Consider the following 20915-nt stretch of genomic DNA (forward strand, 5'->3'; position numbering starts at 1 on the left):
ATACGCCGAGTCTACACCCGATTGCCGAGGCTATCGTTCTGCCACCGGTTTCCTGCGCACAAACAGCATCTTACCGTCATGGATTAGCGACTAAGCTTGTTCCCATGGATGACTCAGACTACCTGCGCCTGCTCACCATCCAGGCCGAACAAGCCAATGCCTTTCTCTCCAACGCCCGCAAATGGGAACGAGAGCGTTGGGTGTGCCAGCGCCTGTTGCAAGGCTTGAACATCGCTTATCGCAGCGAGGACTTCACACCGGCGGGCCAGGAGCCGCCTGACGTGCTGTTTCGTGATGCCGCCTTCGAGGTGTTCTTCGTGCTCGATGAAGGGCGCCGGCTCAATGACGAATGGCGCGAGGAGCTGCAACGCCGGCGCAGTGCGTTTTCCCTGAGCCAGCTGGTGCGTCGCGAGGCGCGGCCAAGGCGGATCAGCGCCCAGGAGCTGCTCGGGCGCCTGGCCCCGACGCTGCGCAAGAAGGCGCACAACTATCGGGAACGCGGGCTGGATCTGAGCGAGCTTGATATCATCGCCTTCGCCAGCCTCAAGCGCGAAGTGCTGGACCTCAACAGCCACTTCCCGCCGCCTACCGAATACCTGCGCCAGGGGTGGCGCTCGCTGTCGCTGGTGGGGCCGACGTTCGCCCGGGTGCTGTTCGCCCACCCCGACGCACCGGATTTTCTGCGCGGGAACCTGGGGCGCAGCATTGTCTTCGATGTCGGTATCAGTCTTTGATCCACTGCCGAGAGTCTTTGCGATGGCGTACACTCGGCGCCAGTGATAGAAAGCATTATCATTCGATATCAAGTGCTTGCGAGAACCCTGTGGTGTTTTCGCAGTCACAAGCGTCTATCTGACGAGGCCCACCATGACCAGCCGCTTGAATCCAGAAGATCAGCGTCGTGTCGATGAATACCTGCAGGCACCTCAGCATCGAGTCGAGCGCAAGCCATTCCGGCCTTTGCTGCTCCTCGTGGTAGTGGTGGCTGTGACCATCGGCCTGGGCCTGCTTAGCCGCCTGTTGAGTGGACTGGTGCTATGAGCTGCCTTGCGCTCGCCCTCCCCTCGCCCCTGTCGCGGCCGGCCCTTGGGGCCAAGAATTCCTTAAACCTTATGAGATATCCCCATGACTCATCGCATCGTGATTGTCGGCGGCGGCGCCGGCGGCCTGGAACTGGCGACCCGCCTGGGTAAAAGCCTGGGCAAGCGCAAGCAGGCCGAGATCACCCTGGTCGACGCCAACCTCACGCACATCTGGAAGCCCCTGCTGCACGAAGTGGCCGCCGGCTCGCTGAACTCCTCGGAAGACGAACTGAACTACGTGGCCCAGGCCAAGTGGAATCACTTCAATTTCCAGCTGGGGCGCATGAGCGGCCTGGACCGTGAGACCAAGCAGATCCAACTGGCCGCAACCCTCGATGAAGAAGGTCGCGAACTGCTGCCTGCGCGCACCCTGGGCTACGACACCCTGGTCATCGCCGTGGGCAGCAACACCAACGACTTCGGCACACTCGGTGCAGCGCAGCATTGCCTGTTCCTGGATACCCGCAAGCAGGCCGAGCGCTTCCATCAGCAGTTGCTCAACCACTACCTGCGCGCCCATGCCGGTGATGTGGCCAGCGAGAAGATCAGCGTGGCTATCGTCGGCGCCGGCGCCACCGGTGTGGAACTGGCGGCCGAACTGCACCACGCGGCCCACGAACTGGCGGCCTACGGCCTGGACCGCATCCAGCCCAAGGACATGCACATCACGCTGATCGAGGCAGGCCCACGCGTGTTGCCTGCCCTGCCTGAGCGTATCAGCGTGCCGGTGCACAAGACCCTGGAAAAACTCGGGGTGAAAGTGATGACCAACGCGGCGGTCAGTGAAGTGACCGAGGATGGTCTGAAGACGGCGTCCGGCGAAGTGATCCAGGCGAGCCTCAAGGTATGGGCGGCCGGTATCCGGGCGCCAGGCTTCCTCAAGGACATTGATGGCCTGGAAACCAACCGCATCAACCAGCTGGTGGTGCGCCCGACCCTGCAGACCACCCGCGACGACAACATCTTCGCCTTCGGTGACTGCGCCGCCTGCCCGCAACCCGGCAGCGACCGCAACGTGCCGCCACGGGCCCAGGCCGCGCATCAGCAGGCTTCGATGCTTGCCCAGAGCCTCAGGGCTCGGCTTGAGAACAAGCCGCTGCCGACTTATGAATACAAGGACTACGGCTCGCTGGTTTCGCTGTCTCGCTTCTCGGCGGTGGGCAACCTGATGGGTAACCTGATGGGCAGCGTGAAGCTGGAGGGCTGGTTGGCGCGGATGTTCTATGTGTCGCTGTACCGGATGCACCAAATGGCGTTGTACGGGTTCTTCCGCACGGCACTGATGATGCTGGGTAGCAAGATTGGGCGGGGTACTGAGCCGCGCCTGAAACTGCACTGACAGACCAGCTCTCGCTTGGAGGAATGGGGTTGTCCGCGAGTACGATAGTGAATCGGCTATCGCTTTCGCAGGCAAACCCGCTCCTCCAACCGGCGGCGATACACATCAAGGCACCGGAAGGTGCTTTTTTTGTGCTTCATCGTCGGGTACTGCCCGAAATCTTTGAAGGGGCACTGACGGGTGCCGTCGTGCAGTGACAAGTTTGGATAAATTCGAGGCAAAAGAAAAAGGGCATCTCATTCGAGATGCCCTTTTTACATGGTGGGTCGTGTAGGATTCGAACCTACGACCAATTGGTTAAAAGCCAACTGCTCTACCAACTGAGCTAACGACCCGGAAAATGGTCGGGGTGAGGGGATTCGAACTCCTGACATCCTGCTCCCAAAGCAGGCGCGCTACCGGACTGCGCTACACCCCGAAATTGGCTCCGCGACCTGGACTCGAACCAGGGACCCAATGATTAACAGTCATTTGCTCTACCGACTGAGCTATCGCGGAACTGAACTTCGTACAACTTCGAAGCCTGTGTTAGCTTCGAACTCTTCAGCGTTGTCGCTGCTGAGGCCGGCTATTCTACATTCTTCGTTTTGCTTGTCAACCCCCAATTTGCTTTCAAGTTACTGATTTGCAAATTGTTTTCAGATCCCTTGTACCGCCGGTGATCTGTGTAGTGCCTGACAGCGGGGCGTATATTAGGGGCACTCGATTTTCTGTGCAAGCATTTTTTTCAAAATATTCAGCTAGTTAGATCGGGCCCAGAAAAATCAGGGGTTTGCGTTACCGAGCAACTGCGTCGACAGGCCCAACGCCGCAAAGCCGAAACGAAAAAGCCCCGCCAAGGCGGGGCTCTTTCTTGACTGCCGGGCTCAGGCAAAGACGATTTCGTCGCCTTCGACCTTGGCGGTGATCGCCGCACCAGGCAGGAACTGCCCACCGAGGATCAACTGCGCCAGCGGGTTTTCGATCCAGCGCTGGATCGCACGCTTGAGCGGCCGTGCGCCATACACCGGGTCGTAACCGACTGCGATCAGTTTGTCCAAGGCCTCTGGGCTCAGGCTCAGCGACAGCTCGCGCTCGGCCAGACGGCTGCGCAGGCGGCCAAGCTGGATCTCGGTGATACCGGCGATCTGCTCGCGGCCCAGCGGCTCGAACACCACCACTTCGTCGATCCGGTTGATGAACTCCGGACGGAAGTGCGAACTTACCGCGTCCATCACCGCCGCACGTTGCGCCTCACGGTCACCGGCCAGTTCCTGGATCTGCGCCGAGCCCAGGTTGGAGGTCATCACGATCACCGTGTTGCGGAAGTCCACGGTACGGCCATGGCTGTCGGTCAAGCGGCCATCTTCAAGTACCTGCAACAGCACGTTGAACACGTCCGGGTGAGCCTTTTCCACTTCGTCCAGCAGCACCACCGAATACGGCTTGCGACGCACAGCCTCGGTCAGGTAACCGCCCTCCTCGTAACCGACGTATCCGGGTGGAGCGCCGATCAGGCGAGCCACGGAGTGCTTCTCCATGAACTCGGACATGTCGATCCGTACCATGGCCTCCTCGGTATCGAAGAGAAACTCGGCCAGCGCCTTGCACAACTCGGTCTTGCCCACACCGGTCGGGCCGAGGAACAGGAACGAGCCGCTTGGGCGGTTCGGGTCGGCGAGACCGGCCCGGGAGCGACGTACGGCGTTGGCCACGGCGGTGACGGCTTCGTTCTGGCCGATCACGCGCTGGTGCAGCAACTCTTCCATCTTCAGCAGCTTCTCACGCTCGCCTTCGAGCATCTTGGCCACCGGGATGCCGGTCCACTTGGAGACCACTTCGGCGATTTCTTCTTCAGTCACCTTGTTACGCAGCAACTGGTTCTCGGTCTTGCCGTGCTGGTCGACCATCTGCAGGCTGCGCTCAAGATCAGGGATGATCCCATACTGCAGCTCGGCCATGCGGCTCAGGTCACCTTTGCGGCGGGCAGCTTCGAGTTCCTGACGGGCCTGCTCGATCTTTTGCTGGATCTGCGCAGAACCCTGCACCTCGGCTTTTTCCGAGGCCCAGATTTCTTCCAGGTCGGAGTACTCACGCTCCAGACGCTCGATTTCCTCGGTCAGCTTCTCGAGGCTTTTTTTCGCGGCCTCGTCTTCTTCTTTCTTGAGCGCCTGGGACTCCACCTTCAGCTGAATCAAGCGACGGTCGAGGCGGTCGAGCACTTCAGGCTTGGAGTCGATCTCCATGCGGATGCGGCTGGCCGCTTCGTCGATCAGGTCGATAGCCTTGTCCGGCAACTGACGGTCGGTGATGTAGCGGTGGCTGAGCTTGGCCGCGGCGATGATGGCACCGTCGGTGATGGCCACTTTGTGGTGCACCTCGTAGCGCTCCTTCAGGCCACGCAGGATGGCGATAGTGTCTTCCTCGCTCGGTTCCTCGACCAGCACCTTCTGGAAGCGGCGCTCGAGCGCTGCGTCTTTTTCGATGAACTGGCGATACTCGTTGAGCGTGGTTGCGCCCACACAGTGCAGTTCACCACGGGCCAGGGCCGGCTTGAGCATGTTACCGGCGTCCATGGCGCCCTCGCCTTTACCGGCGCCGACCATGGTGTGCAGTTCGTCGATGAACAGGATGATCTGGCCTTCCTGCTTCGACAATTCGTTGAGCAACGCTTTGAGGCGTTCTTCGAACTCACCGCGATACTTCGCGCCAGCGATCAGCGCGCCCATGTCCAGGGCGAGCAGGCGCTTGCCTTTGAGGCCATCGGGCACTTCGCCGTTGATGATGCGCTGGGCCAGGCCTTCGGCGATGGCGGTCTTGCCCACGCCAGGCTCACCGATGAGCACGGGGTTGTTCTTGGTACGACGCTGCAGGACCTGCACGGTACGGCGGATCTCATCGTCACGGCCAATCACCGGGTCGAGCTTGCCTTCCTCGGCGCGCTTGGTCAGGTCGACGGTGTACTTGTCCAGAGCCTGGCGCGACTCCTCGGCATTGGGGTCGTTGACCGCCGCACCGCCGCGCAGGTTGTTGATGGCGTTTTCCAGCGCCTTCTTGCTCACGCCCTGGCTGAGCAGGAGTTTGCCAAGCTTGCTGTTCTCGTCCATGGCGGCGAGCAACACAAGCTCGCTGGAAATGAACTGGTCGCCCTTCTGCTGGGCCAGGCGGTCGGCCTGGTTGAGCAGGCGCGCCAGGTCCTGGGACATGTTCACATCGCCCGTGGGATTCTGGATTTTCGGCAGTTGGTCCAGCTCTTTTGCCAGAGCCTGACGCAGGCCATTGATGTCAAAGCCGACCTGCATCAGCAGCGGCTTGATGGACCCGCCTTGCTGATCGATCAGCGCCTGCATCAAGTGCAAAGGTTCAATGGCCGGATGGTCCATGCCCACGGCCAGGGATTGGGAATCGGATAACGCCAGTTGCAGCTTGCTGGTCAAACGGTCTATTCGCATGGGGATACCTTCCTATAAGGGCAGGCGGAGCGATGGATAGCACCTGTAATGAAGAACCTGCCTGAGATGACCAATAGATAAGGCTGATTCTGGGTTTTTCAAGCTTAGCGGGGTTGACATAGGTCAGCAGTGCGGATCTGACCAAGAGCGCTTTGCGCGCCCGGGCAGGCTTCTACAAGATATTCGCGAGACTATAGGCGCTGGCGAGGTCTGGGATGAGGCGCGAAGCAGCCCCTAGGGCATCAAGGCCGCAGCCAGACCAACGAAGCGAAACGCCCACCCTGCGGCGTGCGTCGATAAGAGAAGAAGCGAGGGTCGTTGACCGTGCAGAAACCACCACCATACACAGCGGTGACCCCACGGGCCGCCAGGCGGATACGCGCCAGCTGGTAGATATCGGCCATCAGTTTGCCCGGGCGCTCACCGTTGACGAAGGCTGCAGCAGACTCGGGGTGCACGGCGGTAAAAGCATCGCGCACTTCCAGCCCCACCTCGAACGCCTGTGGCCCAATGGCCGGGCCCAGCCATACCAACACCTCGTCGGCAGGAACACCGAGGCGATCGAGCGTGGCTTCCAGCACACCGCCAGCCAACCCGCGCCAGCCTGCATGAGCGGCCGCCACGCGGGTACCGGCACGGTCGCAGAACAGGGCCGGCAGGCAGTCGGCGGTCATCACCGTGCAGGCGATGCCGGGCTGGTCGGTGAAACTGGCGTCGGCCTCGGCCACCACCGCCGGGTCGGCATCGGCCACAACCAGGCCATGCACCTGCTTGAGCCAGGCCGGCCGGATGCCGAAGGCGTCGCTCAGGCGGCGGCGATTCTCGGCGACCGCAACCGGGTCGTCGCCCACGTGGTCACCCAGGTTGAAGGACTCGTAGGGCGGCAGGCTGACGCCGCCCTCGCGGGTGGTGACGCAGGCGTGCACCGAGGCCGGGGCCGGCCAGTCGGGGAACAGCAGCGACTGCGTCAGGCCGCTCATCCGATGAAGCTCTCACGGTCCTGGGCGAGCAGCGACAGCAACCAGACGAAATCATCCGGCAACGGCGAAGCCCATTCCATGCGTTCGCCGGTGGTCGGATGGTCCAACGCCAGGAAGCGCGCATGCAAGGCCTGGCGCGGGAAGTGCTTGACCGCCTCGACCATGGCTACGCTGGCTGCCGGTGGAATGCGGAAGCGCCCGCCGTAGGTCTGGTCGCCGACCAGCGGGAAGCCCACATGGGCCATGTGCACGCGGATCTGGTGGGTACGGCCGGTTTCGAGTTTGACCCGCACATGCGTGTGCGAGCGGAAGCGTTTGAGTACGCGATAGTGGCTGACCGCAGGCTTGCCGCCGTCGGTCACCGCCATGCGCTGGCGCATGCCGCCGTGACGGCCGATAGGCGCGTCGATCTTGCCACCGGCGGTGACCACCCCGACCACGATGCACTCGTAGATGCGGCTGACCGAGCGCTTTTGCAGCTGGTCGACCAGGTTGGTCTGGGCCTGCAGGGTCTTGGCCACCACCATCAGGCCGGTGGTGTCTTTGTCCAGGCGATGCACGATACCGGCACGCGGCACGTTGATGATGTCCGGCACGTGGTGCAGCAAGGCATTGAGCAGGGTGCCGTCGGCATGGCCCGCCGCCGGGTGGACCACCAGCCCGGCAGGCTTGTTGATCACCAGGATCTGGTCGTCTTCGTAGACGATATCCAGCTCGATGTCCTGGGCCACCCATTCACCCTGGGCTTCCTGCTCGGCGTCGAGGGCCAGCACGGAGCCACTGTGGACGATATCGCGCGGGCGCAGTACCGCGCCGTCGACCGTCAGGCGGCCGTCCTTGATCCACGAGGACAGGCGCGAGCGCGAGTACTCGGAGAAGAGTTGGGCGGCGACTTGGTCGAGGCGTTGGCCCCCCAGTTCGGACGGGACCTCTGCGCTAAGTTGAATGATCTCGGACATGCTCGATTCGGCGGGCGCACAGCCTTTGGTTTCAGCTGCACGCTTGTGGTTAAATACGGCTTCTTTTGCCCCGGGTTTGGCCGGGGGCGCTCATCATAACAGGACGGCACCGCCCAAGACAGCGGCCGTCAAAGGGACGCAAGCCGCCATGCAAGTGAAACACCTGCTGCTGATCGCCATTCTCGGGCTCACCGCTGCCTGTTCCTCCAACAAGGAAGTCGTCGACGAGAACCTCAGCGAGGCCGAGCTGTACCAGCAGGCGCAGGCCGACCTGGACAACCACAGCTATACCAGCGCCGTGAACAAGCTCAAGGCCCTGGAATCGCGCTACCCGTTCGGCCGCTACGCCGACCAGGCACAGCTGGAACTGATCTACGCCAACTACAAGAATGCCGAGCCGGAGGCTGCCAAATCCGCCGCCGAGCGCTTCATCCGCCTGCACCCGCAGCACCCGAACGTCGATTATGCCTATTACCTCAAGGGCCTGACCTCGTTCGACCAGGACCGCGGCCTGCTGGCGCGCTTCCTGCCACTGGACATGACCAAGCGTGACCCAGGTGCCGCCCGCGACTCCTACAACGAGTTCGCCCAGCTGACCAGCCGCTTCCCCAACAGCCGCTACTCGCCGGACGCCAAGCAGCGCATGATCTACCTGCGCAACCTGCTGGCTTCCTACGAAATTCACGTCGCCGACTACTACCTGAGCCGTCAGGCTTATGTGGCCGCCGCCAACCGTGGCCGCTACGTGGTCGAGAACTTCCAGGAAACCCCATCGGTCGGCGACGGCCTGGCCGTAATGGTCGAGGCCTACCAGCGCCTGCACCTGGACGAACTGGCTGCCACCAGCCTGGAAACCCTCAAGCTCAACTACCCGGACCACCCGAGCCTGGTCGACGGTCAATTCCAGCCCAAGCAGGAAGAAGCCGACAACCGCTCCTGGCTGTCCAAGGCCACCCTGGGCCTGATCGAAACCGAGACCCCGCTGCCGCCGGGCGAAACCCGCGCCAACCAGGACGTGGTCAAGCAGTTCCAGGATGCGCGCTCGGAGATGCCTGAAGAGCTGCTGCCCAAGGATGAGGACGGCAACCCGATCCTGCCGGAAGGCCCGAAAGAAGCCGAAAAAGACCGCTCGTGGTTCAGCTACATGACCTTTGGTCTGTTCGACTGATATCACGCGCAACAGAAAGGGAGGCCCAAGGCCTCCCTTTTTTATTGGCTGCGCCCTAGACTGTCGGTCTTTCCTCTCGACAAACTGGACACCATGGTTCGTCTACTTTTCTGGATCGCCGTGATCGGCGCTGCGTTCTGGCTGTGGCGCAAATTCAACGCCAGCCAGCAGTCTTCCTCCGAGCCCAAGCTCGATGACCCGCTGAAGATGGTGCGCTGCGCCCACTGCGGCGTGCACCTACCCAACGATCGCGCATTGCGACGGGGCAATGACTGGTATTGCAGCCAGGCTCATCTGGAGCAAGGGCCAGGGCAACAGCGCTGAGGTCGATCGTTGGCTGTGCGGAACAACTGCCTCGTGCTGGCGCCGACCTATTCGCGGATAAACGCGCTCCCACAGATCCTGCGGGAGCTGCGAAGTCAAACCAGACGCGCACCTGGCGCATAAGGCACCGGATCGATGATCGGCTGACCGCCGGTCAACAGGTCGGTGAACAGCTGGCACGATGCGGGCGCCAGCACCAGCCCATTGCGGTAATGCCCGCAGTTCAACCACAGCCCTTCGTGCCCCGGCACTGGCCCGATATAGGGAATCCCTTCCGGCGAGCCAGGGCGCAGGCCAGCCCAATGTGCTACCACTTCGGCATTCGCCAAGGCCGGCAATAGCTCCACCGCCGAAGCCTTGAGGCTTTCCAGCGCCTCGTTGGTGGGAGTCTTGTCGTATCCGGCGTGCTCGAGGGTACTGCCCACCAGGATGTGCCCGTCACGACGCGGAATGGCATAGCGCCCTTTGGCCAGGACCATGCTCGGCAAGAAGTCTTCGGCGCACTTGAACAGGATCATCTGCCCCTTCACCGGCTCCACCGGCAGTTCCAACCCCAGTGTACGCAGCAGGTCGCCACTCCAGGCACCGGCACTGAGCACCACCTCGTCCGCCGTCAGCACGCCCTCGGCAGTGTGTACGCCAGTGATGCGGCCACCTTCCTGGCAGAACCCGCTGACCGGGCAATGCTCGCGTAGGGTCACATTGGGCATCGCCAGCAATGCAGCCTTGAGTGACTTCACCAAGCGCGGGTTACGCACATTGGCCACCCCCGCCATGTAGATGGCGCGCTTGAAGCCAGGGCCAAGCACCGGTACTGCATCGTATGCCGCAGAGATATCCACAGCGCTCAACGGCCGCTGCTCGCGCTGAGCCCAGTCCAGGGCTTCGGCTTCGTCGTCCAGGTCCAGCCAGTACAGGCCGGTGGTATGCACTTGCGGATCGATGCCGGTAGAGGTGAACAGGCGCTCACCCAATTGTGGATAGAAGTCCTGCGACCAGTGCGCCAGGGCGGTTACCGCCGGGCTGTAGCGCCAGGGGTACAGCGGCGAGACGATACCGCCGCCGGCCCAGGACGACTCGCGCCCCACCTCACCCTGATCGCATACCACCACCTGGTCGACCTTCGGCGCCAGGTTGAACGCCGTCAGCAGCCCGATCACCCCACCACCGACAACCACTACTTGCTTGCTCATCTGTCGATCCACTAGCTGAATTAAATCCGGGCCTTCAACGCCCCCAGCAATCTTCGGCCGGCATGCCGGCACCCGGATTGCCACGCACTCCAGCCTGATCGAGCTGGAAGTCGCCACAACGATCGTCAACCATCATGCCCTCGGGCAGGCGCCTGGCGAGCAGCACGAAGCTGTCGTCGTCACGTTGCGCCAGCAAGCGGTAATAGCGTGTGCCGACAGGCAAAGGCGGTACCTGAGGGTCAGGATCGGCGTACTGTCCAGTACGCGCTCTGTGGCGTTCCAGACGCAGGGCTGCGTCCTGCAGCAGGCCAATCACTTCGCTTCGCGCGGCACGCCTGAGCTGGTCGCTGTAACTGGGGTAGGCAATGGCTGCCAGAATGCCGGTCACCGCCAGCACAATCAACAATTCGATCAGGCCAAGGCCTCGCTGCATGTCACTGTTCCCTCAATCGTTGGCGCCATACGATGCGCTGGGCGCGCGTCTTTTGCCCTGCCTCAACGGCGTAGATTGCTTCCAGCACATGCCGCGCCGTCAGGTGCTGGCTCACCGCCGTGACCCTGAACAGGCGCACAGGGATGTCTTCGGGGACATGTACCGCCCGAGTGCTTTCACCCAGGTTCTGCAAAAAGAAAAAACCCTGCTCCGCTCGCTGCCATGCCGCCTCCCCGCCCCGCACATCATGGGCTTCGGCGGGCGGCGCACAGGGCGGCGCGCAGGGCCTTGGCGGCGCCCGCAGCAAGCGGTCACGGCCCTCCAGCAAGGTTGCCTCTGCCTGCTCCAGTGCTTGGGCACTGACCAGCAGTTGAGCAGTCGAGCGCGCCAGCCGCAGGGCGTCGTGCAGCGCCGATGCCGCCAGCAGCCCCAAGAGCAGACTCAGCAGCAGTCCGGTCAGAAGGACGATACCCCGTTGGCGCCTCATGACTCGGGCAACCGGTTGCGCAGGGCCACACTCATCTCATGCCGCAGCTCGATCTGGTGGCGCGGATCGAACAACGTGAGCTGCACATCGACGCGCCCGCCCTCTTGCGTCGGCACCAGCGTGGCGCGCAGGTCACGCACCTGATCGATCAGCGTCTGGGACTGGCTGCCACGCACCAACCGCAAATCATTACCCTGCAGTTGGTAGGCAATGCGCTGGAGGGGGAACAGCAGCGCATCGGATCGCGCGCTGACGTCGCGCGGGTTACTCACCTGGGCCCAGCTCAGGCAATCGGTCAGCAGTACCCAGTCCGCTTGTCGCCCGGTACCGGGTAATTGCTCACCGACCAGGTTCAGGCTCTCCAGGCGTCCGCCCCCGGTTCGGGCGATGCGCACAGGCTGGGCGAAGGCGGCGGCTGCCGCCGGGCTGTCGAAGGTGATGGCGTCGTGACGCAGGCAGCCCAACATACCGGCCGAACGGATGTCCTGAGCCATGCGATGCAACGCCAGCCGGGCGTCATCCTGCAGTCGTGCCGTGGCGGCCTGCGCTTGCCAAGCCTGATAGGTGGACACGAACACCTGGCTCGCCGTCCCCAGCAGTACCAGCCCGATCGTCAGCGCCAGCAAGGCCTCGAGCAACCCGTAGCCTGCCTGGGTATGCCTCAAGGCGATACCCTGCCCCGCAAGCTGATGAGCGCCTGGCCTGACCTGTGAATTTCCAACGACTAGGTTTCACCGGCGCCCGTCGCCCGACCTTGCGCCGAAGCACCCAGCAGCCGGCGAATCCGGCCTTGCCAATCCGCCCGCTCGGCCTCCGGCAGGACACCGAGCGCCCTGCCGCGCTCCAACAACCCTTGCGCCAAATAGACCGCCTGGCTGTCACGCCGCGCCTCGTCACTTATCTGCAACCCGCGCAATTGTTGAGCCGCGGCAGCGAACAACCCCAGCGCCAACACAGTCATCGTCAACAGCACTTCCAGCAGCGTTATGCCGCGCTCCCTCGCTTGCATCCTTCCCTCCTGGGAATTTTCCTGCTCTTGCTCTCCAAATCTGCCGACTGGACGCCCTGTCCGTCGGCCTCGAAGCTACAGCGAAGCACGTCCTGGGAGAAATGCACGGTGCAGCAACGTGGAGCAACACTGATACAAATGATGTGCGCCTTGGCGCTGATCAGCCTTCTGGCACAAGTTGGATTGCCGGCCTACGCCAATCTCAGTCACGACCTGCACCAAGCCGCCGCGGCCCGCTACTTGGCGCAAGCACTGCGTAGCGCACGCAGCCATGCCGTGCTACAGCAGCAAGCGGTACAGGTACAAGCGTTGGAGGGGGACTGGGGTCTGGGCTGGCGTACACACCTGGCACACAACGGGCAACTACTGCACGAGCAACGCCTCGCGCGCAGGCTCGAGATCGCCAGCAATGTGGATAACGAGGTGACATTCAGCGGCCTGGGCGTTCCGCTGCGGGGCAATCGCGGGTTTCTCGGGGCTACGTTGGAGATTTGCCCACGCACGGAGCAAACGAGCCGGTATTGGGTGGTGTTGGCACCCAGCGGCAGGGTCGACCTGCGCACCGGAACGAGAGACTCGTCACGGTGCGCAGGCGCCTGATCAGATCAGCGAGCGAACCCGCAGTTCCTTGGGCATGGAGAAGGTGATGTTCTCTTCCCGGCCATCGAGCTCTTCAGCGCCGGTGGCGCCCCAGGCACGCAGTTGTTCGATCACGCCACGCACCAGCACTTCGGGAGCCGAGGCACCCGCGGTGATGCCGATACGGGCCACGCCCTCGAACCAGCCTTGCTGCAGGTCCTCGGCACCGTCGATGAGGTACGCCGGGGTCCCCATGCGTTCGGCCAGCTCGCGAAGGCGGTTGGAGTTGGAACTGTTGGGGCTGCCGACCACCAGTACCACGTCACACTCATCGGCAAGCTGCTTGACGGCGTCCTGACGGTTTTGCGTGGCATAGCAGATGTCGTCCTTGCGCGGACCACCGATGTTCGGGAAGCGCGCACGCAGGGCGTCGATGACACGGCTGGTGTCATCCATCGACAGGGTCGTCTGGGTCACGAAGGCCAGGTGCTCGGGATCGCGAACCTGAAGGTTGGCGACATCGTCCTCATCCTCGACCAGGTAGATCGCGCCGCCATTGCTGGCGTCGTACTGGCCCATGGTGCCCTCGACTTCCGGATGCCCGGCATGGCCGATGAGAATGCACTCCTTGCCATCGCGACTGTACTTGGCCACCTCGATGTGAACCTTGGTCACCAGCGGGCAGGTGGCGTCGAACACCTTCAGCCCCCGGCCGGCCGCTTCCTGGCGCACGGCCTGGGAAACACCATGGGCGCTGAAGATGACGATGACGTCGTCCGGCACCTGGTCGAGCTCTTCGACGAAGATGGCCCCGCGGTTGCGCAGGTCCTCGACCACGAACTTGTTGTGCACCACTTCATGACGCACATAGATCGGCGGGCCGAAGACTTCCAGGGCGCGGTTGACGATCTCGATCGCCCGGTCGACCCCCGCGCAGAATCCGCGAGGGTTGGCGAGTTTGATTTGCATGCTCGGCTCCAGGCTTACAGGGCCTTGACCTCGAGGATCTCCACCTCGAAAGTCAGGGTCTTGCCAGCCAGTGGGTGATTGAAATCGATGGTCACCTGGTCGTCGTCGAACGCCTTGACCACGCCAGGCAGCTCGGCGTTGGCGGCGTCGTTGAAGATCACCAGCAAGCCTTCGGACAACTCCATGTCAACGAATTGCGAGCGCGGCATGACCTGTACGTTCTGCGGGTTCGGCTGGCCGAAGGCGTTCTCAGGGACGATGGTCAGCGTACGCTTGTCACCGGCCTTGAAGCCGAACAGCGCGGTTTCAAAGCCTGGCAGCAGATTACCGTCGCCCACCTTGAAGGTGGCCGGTGCCTTGTCGAACGTGCTGTCGACGGTGTCGCCGTTTTCCAGGTGCAGCGCGAAGTGCAGGGTGACTTCAGTGTTCTGACCGATACGGGTTTCAGTCATGGACAGGCTCTCCGGACTTCTTGCTCTTGAACATATCCAGCGCCAGCATCACCGCACCAACGGTGATAGCGCTGTCGGCCAGGTTGAAGGCCGGGAAATACCAACGGTTCTGCCAGTGCACCAGGATGAAGTCGACCACGTGGCCCAGCACAATGCGGTCGTACAGGTTGCCCAGCGCACCACCGAGCACCAGCGCCAAGGCCACGGCCAGCCAGGTGTCGTTGCGCCCCAGGCGCTTGAGCCAGACCACCAGCACCGCACTGACCACCACGGCGATCAGGGCGAACAGCCAGCGCTGCCAGCCGGAGCTGTCGGCCAGGAAGCTGAATGCAGCACCAGTGTTGTAGGCCAGGGTCCAGCTGAAGTAATCGGGGATGACCACGATCTGCTGGTACAGCTTAAGGGCACCCTCGAAATAGACCTTGGTGGCCTGGTCAAGGACCAGGACCACCAGGCTCAGCCAGAGCCAGGCAAGGCGCCCCAAGCGCCCCGCTGCAGGATTAGGCATAGTGGCGCACCTCGCCGGAACCGCTGAGGTTGTCTACGCAGCGGCCGCAGATTTCCGGATGCTCCGGGTGGCTGCCGACGTCGGCGCGGAAGTGCCAGCAACGGCCGCACTTGGCATGGCCGGACTTGACGACTTTCAGCTTGAGGCCTTCGACTTCGGTTGTCACGGCATCGGCCGGCGCCTGGACGAACGGCACCACGCTGGCGGCGGAAGTGATCAGCACGAAGCGCAGTTCATCGCCCAGTTTGGCCAGGTCGGCGCTCAGGCCTTCTTCGGCGAACAGGGTGACTTCAGCCTGCAGGTTGCCACCGATGGCCTTGGCCGCGCGCTGGTTCTCCAGCTCCTTGTTGACCGCTGCCTTGACCGCCATGACGCGATCCCAGTAGGCGCGATCCAGCTCGAAGCCTTCCGGCAGCTCGGACAGCCCTTGGTACCAAGTGTTGAGCATCACCGACTCGTTGCGCTCGCCTGGCAGGTACTGCCAGATCTCGTCGGCGGTGAACGCCAGGATCGGGGCGATCCAGCGCACCAGGGCCTCGCTGATGTGGTACAGCGCGGTCTGGCAGGAGCGTCGGGCGACACTGTTGGCGCCGGTGGTGTACTGGCGGTCCTTGATGATGTCGAGGTAGAAGCCACCCAGCTCCTGAACGCAGAAGTTGTGCACCTTGGAGTAGACGTTCCAGAAACGGTACTCGCTGTAGTGCTCTTCGAGTTCGCGCTGCAGCAGCAAGGTGCGGTCGACGGCCCAGCGGTCCAGCGCCAGCATGTCGTCGGCCGGCAGCAGGTCACGGGCCGGGTCGAAGCCGGACAGGTTGGAAAGCAGGAAGCGCGCGGTGTTACGGATACGACGGTAGGCGTCGGCGCTACGCTGCAGGATCTGCTCGGAGACCGCCATTTCGCCGGAATAGTCGGTGGCCGAGACCCACAGGCGCAGGATATCGGCACCCAGGGTGTCGTTGACCTTCTGTGGCTCGATGGTGTTGCCCAGCGACTTGGACATCTTGCGGCCGCTCTCGTCCACGGTGAAGCCGTGGGTCAGCAGTTCGCGATATGGCGCATGGTTGTCGATGGCGCAGCCGGTCAGCAAGGAAGAGTGGAACCAGCCGCGGTGCTGGTCGGAGCCTTCCAGGTACAGGTCGGCGCGCGGGCCGGTCGAATGGCCGATATCGTGGGAACCACGCAGCACATGCCAGTGGGTGGTGCCGGAGTCGAACCAGACGTCCAGGGTGTCGGAGATCTTGTCGTACTGGCCGGCTTCTTCACCGAGCAATTCAGCGGCATCCAGCTTGAACCACGCCTCGATGCCTTCCTTCTCGACGCGCTTGGCCACTTCTTCCATCAGCTCGACGGTGCGCGGGTGCAGCTCGCCGGTCTGCTTGTCGAGGAAGAACGGAATCGGCACGCCCCAGTTGCGCTGACGCGAGATGCACCAGTCAGGGCGATTGGCGATCATCGCGTGCAGGCGGGCCTGGCCCCAGGACGGCACGAACTTGGTGTCTTCGATGGCCTTGAGGGCACGCTCACGCAGCGGCTCGCCGGTGGTGGGCTGCTTGTCCATGCCGACGAACCATTGGGCGGTGGCGCGGTAGATCAGCGGGGTCTTGTGACGCCAGCAGTGCATGTAGCTGTGGCTGATGGTCTCGGTGTGCATCAGCGCGCCGACTTCGCTCAGCTTGTCGACGATGGCCGGGTTGGCCTTCCAGATGAACTGGCCGCCGAAGAACGGCAGCGACTCGACATACACGCCGTTGCTCTGCACCGGGGTGAGGATGTCTTCGTTGACCATGCCATAGCGCTTGCAGGTGACGAAGTCGTCTTCACCGTAGGCTGGCGAGGAGTGCACCACGCCGGTACCGGCGCCCAGTTCGACGTAGTCGGCCAGGTAGATCGGCGACAGGCGGTCGTAGAACGGGTGACGGAAATTGATCAGTTCAAGTGCCGAACCCGGCGCGGTGGCGATCACCGAACCTTCCAGGTTGTAGCGCTTGAGGCAGGACTCGACCAGTTCTTCGGCCAGCACCAGCAGGCGCTCGCCGGTGTCGACCAGGGCGTAGTTGAACTCCGGGTGGATATTCAGCGCCTGGTTGGCCGGGATGGTCCAAGGGGTGGTGGTCCAGATGACGATGGCGGCGGGCTTGGCGAGGCTGGCCAGGCCGAAGGCGGCAGCCAGCTTGTCGGCATCGGCGACCGGGAAGGCCACGTCGATGGTCTGGGATTTCTTGTCGGCATACTCGACTTCGGCCTCGGCCAGGGCCGATCCGCAGTCGAAACACCAGTTCACAGGCTTGAGGCCCTTGAACACGAAACCTTGCTTGACCATCTCGGCCAGGGCACGGATTTCACCAGCCTCGTTGGCAAAGTTCATGGTCTTGTAGGGGTTGTCCCAGTCGCCCAGCACACCCAGGCGGATGAACTCGGTCTTCTGGCCTTCGATCTGCTCGGCGGCGTACTCACGGCACAGTTCGCGGGTGCGGTCTGCGGTCAGGTGCTTGCCGTGGGTGACCTCGACCTTGTGCTCGATCGGCAGGCCGTGGCAGTCCCAGCCCGGTACGTAGGGCGCATCGAAGCCCGACAGGGTCTTGGAACGGACGATCATGTCCTTGAGGATCTTGTTCAGCGCATGACCGATATGAATCTTGCCGTTGGCATAGGGCGGGCCGTCATGGAGGACGAACTTCGGACGATCCTTGCCAATTTCACGCAGCTTCTGGTACAGGCCAATGCTGTCCCAGCGCTGCAGGATCTGCGGTTCGCGCTGAGGCAGGCCGGCCTTCATCGGGAAGGCGGTGTCCGGAAGGTTAAGCGTGGCTTTGTAGTCGGTCATTTCAGGCTCTTCGTTAGCGGTTGAGCGTGCCAATGGGCACGTGCGGCGGCGATGTCCGCGTCGATCGCCGACTTCAGCGCCTCCAGGGAGGCGAAACGCTGCTCCTCGCGCAGCTTCTGGTGGAACTCCACCGTCAGGCACCGGCCATACAGATCGCCGGCGAAATCCAAAAGATGAATCTCCAGGTGGGGACGGCCATCACCGGCGACGGTGGGACGAACCCCGATGTTGGCGACACCTGGCCAGACCTTGCCGTCGATCTCGGCGCTGGTCAGGTAGACGCCGCTCAGCGGCACGCGGCGGCGCTTGAGCTGGATATTGGCGGTGGGGGTGCCGAGCTGGCGCGCCAGCTTCTGGCCGTGCAACACCCGGCCGGTTATACGGTAGGGGCGGCCCAGCAGGTGCGCAGCCAGCTCGAAATCGGCTTGGGCCAACGCCTTGCGCACCTCGGTGCTGCTCACCCGCAGTCCGTCCTGGATGACGGTGTTGGCCGCCTCCACGCTGAAACCGTATTGATGCCCGGCCTCGACCAGGAAGGCGAAGTCGCCGGCGCGGTCGCAGCCGAAGCGGAAATCGTCACCCACTTCGAGGTGGCGCACACCCAGGCCGTCGACCAGGATGGCCTTGACGAACTCTTGGGCGCTGAGCTGGCTCAGGCGCTGGTTGAAGGCCAGGCACAGGACCCGATCGATACCCTCGGCAGCCAGCAGTTCGACCTTGTCGCGCAGCCGGGCCAGGCGAGCAGGTGCGGTATCGGGGGCGAAGTATTCACGTGGTTGAGGCTCGAAGATCACCACGCAGGTTGGCAGGCCAAGCGCCTGCCCACGCTCGCGCAGGCGCGCCAGGATTGCCTGGTGGCCACGGTGAACCCCGTCGAAGTTGCCAATGGTGGCGACACAGCCCCGGTGCTCGGGGCGCAGGTTGTGAAGACCTCGAACCAGCTGCATAACGCGCTTCTTGCTCATAAAGTGGCCGATTATAACCACACCCGGGCGCCGGTGACAGGCAGCAGCGCCAGGGGGTGACGTGGAATGCGAAAAACCGACGTCTGACCCGACATCGGCCTTAGTGCAAGGCCTTGCGGGCAAAATGCCGAGGCCGGAACCCGCACAGGAACAGGCAACCGAAGTAGGTCACCACACCCGCGAAGATCAATGCCCCTAGACGCAGGAATCGCTCAGGCATCCCGCCCTGCTCCCAGGCTGGCATGTAATGCATGCCAGCCAGCAGCACACCGGACATCAGGCCCACCGCCAGTACCAGCTTGCACAGAAACACCGCCCAGCCCGGCTGCGGCTGGAACAACTGCTGGCTGCGCAGCTTCCAGTACAGCAAACCGGCATTCAGGCAAGCCCCAAGACTGATCGCCAGGGCAAGGCCCGCATGCTGCAACGGACCGATCAGGGCCAGGTTGAGCAGTTGGGTGCAGACCAAGGTGAAGATCGCGATCTTCACCGGCGTACGGATATTCTGCTGCGCATAGAAGCCCGGGGCCAGCACCTTGACGAGAATCAGCGCGAGCAGGCCGACCGAATAGGCGATCAGGGCGCGCTGGGTCATGGCAGCATCGAACGCAGTGAACTTGCCGTACTGGAACAGCGCGACGGTCAGCGGCTCGGCGAGAATGCCCAGGGCCAAGGTGCAAGGCAGCACCAGCAAGAAGCACAGACGCAGCCCCCAATCGAGAATCCGCGAATACTCGTGCCGGTCACGATTGGCGTAGGTCTTGGCCAGGGTCGGCAGCAAGATGGTGCCCAGCGCTACGCCCAGCACGCCGGAGGGCAACTCCATGAGGCGGTCGGCGTAGTACATCCAGGACACCGAACCGGCCACCAGGAAGGAGGCGAAGATTGTGTTGATGATCAGCGAGATTTGGCTGACGGACACTCCGAGGATCGCCGGCAGCATCTGCTTGAGCACACGCCAGACGCCGGTGTCGCGCAGGTTCAGCCGCGGCAGCACGAGCATACCGATCTTCTTCAATGCCGGCAGTTGGTACAGCAGCTGCGCCAGCCCCCCGGCAAGCACACCCCAGGCCAAGGCCATGATGGGTGGATCAAAATACGGGGTGAGCAGCACGGCGAAGGCGATCATGGCGACGTTCAACAGCGTCGGGGTGAAGGCCGGCACCGAAAAACGGTTCCAGGTATTGAGGATCGCCCCGGCCAGCGAGGAAAGAGAGATCAGCAATATATAAGGAAATGTCACCCGCAGCAGGGCGGTGGTGAGCTCGTATTTTTCGGCACTGTCGACGAAGCCCGGAGCGGTCACCCAGACCACCCAGGGCGCGGCGAGAATTCCCAGGGCGGTGACCAGAGCCAGCGCCAGGGTCAGCAGGCCGCTGACGTAGGCAATGAACGTGCGGGTCGCTTCCTCACCCTGCTGAGTCTTGTACTCCGCCAGAATCGGCACGAACGCCTGCGAGAACGCACCTTCGGCGAAGATCCGGCGCAGCAGGTTGGGCAGCTTGAAGGCGATGAAAAAGGCATCGGTCGCGATACCGGCGCCGAAAACCCGCGCCAGGATGGTGTCGCGTATGAACCCGAGTACCCGGGAGATCATGGTGATGGAACTGACGGCGGCCAGGGATTTGAGCAGGTTCATGGAAGAATTTCACGCCAGGGACGGAGGGCGCTGCCAGAAAGCGCCCGAATGTGCGATACTTCCGCGCCGTTGAAGGGGAAGCCAAAACTCCCGAGTTTACAGGTCGCTGCGCAGAAAGGAATCATTCCTTCACGCTCGCGAACCGCTCGGCGGAACCCTCAAGGTGGCCTTGACAACCGTTCGACTGATCGGCATGATTCGCGGCCTATTTTGTTTGCTATTTACCTAAAGTCTTTCGAGGAGCTCGACGGTGGCCAACTCACCTTCCGCCAAGAAACGTGCAAAACAGGCTGAGAAGCGTCGCAGCCACAACGCCAGCCTGCGTTCCATGGTCCGCACCTACATCAAGAATGTAGTCAAGGCCATCGACGCAAAAGACGCCGAAAAAGCGCAAGCCGCCTACACCCTGGCTGTGCCTGTTATCGACCGTATGGCCGACAAAGGCATCATCCACAAGAACAAGGCTGCTCGCCACAAAGGCCGTCTGAATGGCCACATCAAGGCGCTGAAAGAAGCTGCAGCTGCCTAAGCGATGCGCTTGTCGAAAAACCGACCCTAGGGTCGGTTTTTTATT

At 62.7% G+C, this 20915-nt stretch carries 20 protein-coding genes, 3 tRNA genes and 1 pseudogene; 7 read left to right on the top strand and 17 right to left on the bottom strand.

Annotation, left to right across the window (positions count from 1 at the left end; all coding sequences use genetic code 11):
- Positions 1-104 precede the first annotated feature (104 nt).
- From AB1N67_RS20940 to AB1N67_RS20950, 3 genes are all read left to right on the top strand, one after another.
- Positions 105-734, top strand: coding sequence for a DUF1780 domain-containing protein (locus tag AB1N67_RS20940; RefSeq protein ID WP_043209644.1), 630 nt, complete (start codon positions 105-107; stop codon positions 732-734).
- A gap of 133 nt (positions 735-867) precedes the next feature.
- The gene (locus AB1N67_RS20945) at positions 868-1041 is read left to right on the top strand and encodes a DUF3094 family protein (protein ID WP_043209647.1); all 174 of its coding nucleotides are present in this window, start codon (positions 868-870) and stop codon (positions 1039-1041) included.
- A gap of 84 nt (positions 1042-1125) precedes the next feature.
- Positions 1126-2421, top strand: coding sequence for an NAD(P)/FAD-dependent oxidoreductase (locus tag AB1N67_RS20950; RefSeq protein ID WP_253131678.1), 1296 nt, complete (start codon positions 1126-1128; stop codon positions 2419-2421).
- 259 nt (positions 2422-2680) lie between these two features.
- Here AB1N67_RS20950 and AB1N67_RS20955 read toward each other — a convergent pair.
- From AB1N67_RS20955 to rluD, 6 genes are all read right to left on the bottom strand, one after another.
- Positions 2681-2756: transfer RNA gene (locus AB1N67_RS20955), tRNA-Lys, on the bottom strand.
- Positions 2757-2762: 6 nt separating this feature from the next.
- A tRNA-Pro gene (locus AB1N67_RS20960) sits at positions 2763-2839 on the bottom strand.
- 4 nt (positions 2840-2843) lie between these two features.
- Positions 2844-2919, bottom strand: a tRNA-Asn gene (locus AB1N67_RS20965).
- A gap of 368 nt (positions 2920-3287) precedes the next feature.
- Positions 3288-5852: an ATP-dependent chaperone ClpB gene (clpB, locus tag AB1N67_RS20970; protein WP_367863363.1), complete on the bottom strand. Its 2565-nt coding sequence runs from the start codon at positions 5850-5852 to the stop codon at positions 3288-3290.
- A 242-nt stretch (positions 5853-6094) separates the two neighbouring features.
- Positions 6095-6832, bottom strand: a complete 738-nt coding sequence (gene pgeF, locus AB1N67_RS20975; protein WP_043209653.1) for a peptidoglycan editing factor PgeF — start codon at positions 6830-6832, stop codon at positions 6095-6097.
- Positions 6829-7791, bottom strand: a complete 963-nt coding sequence (gene rluD / locus AB1N67_RS20980; protein WP_043209655.1) for a 23S rRNA pseudouridine(1911/1915/1917) synthase RluD — start codon at positions 7789-7791, stop codon at positions 6829-6831. The genes pgeF and rluD overlap by 4 nt, the downstream gene beginning before the upstream one ends.
- Before the next feature lie 148 nt (positions 7792-7939).
- Here rluD and AB1N67_RS20985 point away from each other — a divergent pair, with 148 nt between their 5' ends.
- The gene (locus AB1N67_RS20985; RefSeq protein WP_043209657.1) at positions 7940-8959 is read left to right on the top strand and encodes an outer membrane protein assembly factor BamD; all 1020 of its coding nucleotides are present in this window, start codon (positions 7940-7942) and stop codon (positions 8957-8959) included.
- Positions 8960-9052: 93 nt separating this feature from the next.
- Complete coding sequence (locus tag AB1N67_RS20990; RefSeq protein WP_043209659.1) at positions 9053-9283, top strand: PP0621 family protein; 231 nt, start codon at positions 9053-9055, stop codon at positions 9281-9283.
- Between the two features lie 95 nt (positions 9284-9378).
- On the opposite strand, the gene thiO is transcribed toward AB1N67_RS20990, so the two are convergent.
- The 5 genes and pseudogenes from thiO to AB1N67_RS21015 form a co-directional block, all read right to left on the bottom strand.
- Positions 9379-10476 (bottom strand): glycine oxidase ThiO, encoded by a 1098-nt coding sequence (thiO, locus tag AB1N67_RS20995; protein WP_182816436.1) that lies wholly within the window; start codon positions 10474-10476, stop codon positions 9379-9381.
- 34 nt (positions 10477-10510) lie between these two features.
- Positions 10511-10909, bottom strand: coding sequence for a type IV pilin protein (locus AB1N67_RS21000; RefSeq protein WP_043209663.1), 399 nt, complete (start codon positions 10907-10909; stop codon positions 10511-10513).
- Between the two features lies 1 nt (position 10910).
- Positions 10911-11396 (bottom strand): hypothetical protein, encoded by a 486-nt coding sequence (locus tag AB1N67_RS21005; protein WP_090346939.1) that lies wholly within the window; start codon positions 11394-11396, stop codon positions 10911-10913.
- Positions 11393-12061 (bottom strand): PilW family protein, encoded by a 669-nt coding sequence (locus tag AB1N67_RS21010; RefSeq protein WP_043209667.1) that lies wholly within the window; start codon positions 12059-12061, stop codon positions 11393-11395. The genes AB1N67_RS21005 and AB1N67_RS21010 overlap by 4 nt, the downstream gene beginning before the upstream one ends.
- A gap of 203 nt (positions 12062-12264) precedes the next feature.
- Positions 12265-12405: pseudogene (locus AB1N67_RS21015) on the bottom strand (prepilin-type N-terminal cleavage/methylation domain-containing protein); the annotation flags it as partial.
- A gap of 108 nt (positions 12406-12513) precedes the next feature.
- Between AB1N67_RS21015 and AB1N67_RS21020 the strand changes: the two are divergent.
- Positions 12514-13005 carry a GspH/FimT family pseudopilin gene (locus AB1N67_RS21020; protein WP_043209669.1) on the top strand — a complete coding sequence of 164 codons (492 nt, stop codon included), beginning with the start codon at positions 12514-12516 and terminating at the stop codon, positions 13003-13005.
- Here AB1N67_RS21020 and ispH read toward each other — a convergent pair whose 3' ends face one another.
- From ispH to murJ, 6 genes are all read right to left on the bottom strand, one after another.
- Positions 13006-13953 carry a 4-hydroxy-3-methylbut-2-enyl diphosphate reductase gene (ispH, locus tag AB1N67_RS21025; protein ID WP_043209670.1) on the bottom strand — a complete coding sequence of 316 codons (948 nt, stop codon included), beginning with the start codon at positions 13951-13953 and terminating at the stop codon, positions 13006-13008.
- Between the two features lie 14 nt (positions 13954-13967).
- The gene (gene fkpB, locus AB1N67_RS21030) at positions 13968-14405 is read right to left on the bottom strand and encodes an FKBP-type peptidyl-prolyl cis-trans isomerase (protein ID WP_043209672.1); all 438 of its coding nucleotides are present in this window, start codon (positions 14403-14405) and stop codon (positions 13968-13970) included.
- The gene (gene lspA / locus AB1N67_RS21035; RefSeq protein ID WP_043209674.1) at positions 14398-14913 is read right to left on the bottom strand and encodes a signal peptidase II; all 516 of its coding nucleotides are present in this window, start codon (positions 14911-14913) and stop codon (positions 14398-14400) included. Before lspA ends, fkpB begins: the two co-directional genes overlap by 8 nt.
- Entirely contained in the window at positions 14906-17737 is a 2832-nt protein-coding gene (gene ileS, locus AB1N67_RS21040; RefSeq protein WP_090346938.1) for an isoleucine--tRNA ligase, read from the bottom strand. The genes lspA and ileS overlap by 8 nt, the downstream gene beginning before the upstream one ends.
- A complete protein-coding gene (gene ribF, locus AB1N67_RS21045) occupies positions 17734-18684 on the bottom strand; it encodes a bifunctional riboflavin kinase/FAD synthetase (protein ID WP_182816446.1) in 951 nt (316 codons plus the stop codon). Before ribF ends, ileS begins: the two co-directional genes overlap by 4 nt.
- 118 nt (positions 18685-18802) lie before the next feature.
- Positions 18803-20341, bottom strand: a complete 1539-nt coding sequence (murJ, locus tag AB1N67_RS21050) for a murein biosynthesis integral membrane protein MurJ (RefSeq protein ID WP_090346937.1) — start codon at positions 20339-20341, stop codon at positions 18803-18805.
- A gap of 250 nt (positions 20342-20591) precedes the next feature.
- Between murJ and rpsT the strand changes: the two genes are divergently transcribed.
- Positions 20592-20870 (top strand): 30S ribosomal protein S20, encoded by a 279-nt coding sequence (rpsT, locus tag AB1N67_RS21055; protein ID WP_010220592.1) that lies wholly within the window; start codon positions 20592-20594, stop codon positions 20868-20870.
- Positions 20871-20915 lie beyond the last annotated feature (45 nt).

The sequence above is a fragment of the Pseudomonas guariconensis genome (assembly GCF_040822035.1).
Lineage (GTDB): Bacteria > Pseudomonadota > Gammaproteobacteria > Pseudomonadales > Pseudomonadaceae > Aquipseudomonas > Aquipseudomonas guariconensis.

Coding starts and splice junctions, on each gene's coding strand:
- AB1N67_RS20940 (WP_043209644.1), top strand. CDS start 105: ATGGATGACTCAGACTACCTGCGCCTGCTCACCATCCAGGCCGAACAA.
- AB1N67_RS20945 (WP_043209647.1), top strand. CDS start 868: ATGACCAGCCGCTTGAATCCAGAAGATCAGCGTCGTGTCGATGAATAC.
- AB1N67_RS20950 (WP_253131678.1), top strand. CDS start 1,126: ATGACTCATCGCATCGTGATTGTCGGCGGCGGCGCCGGCGGCCTGGAA.
- clpB (WP_367863363.1), bottom strand. CDS start 5,852: ATGCGAATAGACCGTTTGACCAGCAAGCTGCAACTGGCGTTATCCGAT.
- pgeF (WP_043209653.1), bottom strand. CDS start 6,832: ATGAGCGGCCTGACGCAGTCGCTGCTGTTCCCCGACTGGCCGGCCCCG.
- rluD (WP_043209655.1), bottom strand. CDS start 7,791: ATGTCCGAGATCATTCAACTTAGCGCAGAGGTCCCGTCCGAACTGGGG.
- AB1N67_RS20985 (WP_043209657.1), top strand. CDS start 7,940: ATGCAAGTGAAACACCTGCTGCTGATCGCCATTCTCGGGCTCACCGCT.
- AB1N67_RS20990 (WP_043209659.1), top strand. CDS start 9,053: ATGGTTCGTCTACTTTTCTGGATCGCCGTGATCGGCGCTGCGTTCTGG.
- thiO (WP_182816436.1), bottom strand. CDS start 10,476: ATGAGCAAGCAAGTAGTGGTTGTCGGTGGTGGGGTGATCGGGCTGCTG.
- AB1N67_RS21000 (WP_043209663.1), bottom strand. CDS start 10,909: ATGCAGCGAGGCCTTGGCCTGATCGAATTGTTGATTGTGCTGGCGGTG.
- AB1N67_RS21005 (WP_090346939.1), bottom strand. CDS start 11,396: ATGAGGCGCCAACGGGGTATCGTCCTTCTGACCGGACTGCTGCTGAGT.
- ispH (WP_043209670.1), bottom strand. CDS start 13,953: ATGCAAATCAAACTCGCCAACCCTCGCGGATTCTGCGCGGGGGTCGAC.
- fkpB (WP_043209672.1), bottom strand. CDS start 14,405: ATGACTGAAACCCGTATCGGTCAGAACACTGAAGTCACCCTGCACTTC.
- lspA (WP_043209674.1), bottom strand. CDS start 14,913: ATGCCTAATCCTGCAGCGGGGCGCTTGGGGCGCCTTGCCTGGCTCTGG.
- ileS (WP_090346938.1), bottom strand. CDS start 17,737: ATGACCGACTACAAAGCCACGCTTAACCTTCCGGACACCGCCTTCCCG.
- ribF (WP_182816446.1), bottom strand. CDS start 18,684: ATGCAGCTGGTTCGAGGTCTTCACAACCTGCGCCCCGAGCACCGGGGC.
- murJ (WP_090346937.1), bottom strand. CDS start 20,341: ATGAACCTGCTCAAATCCCTGGCCGCCGTCAGTTCCATCACCATGATC.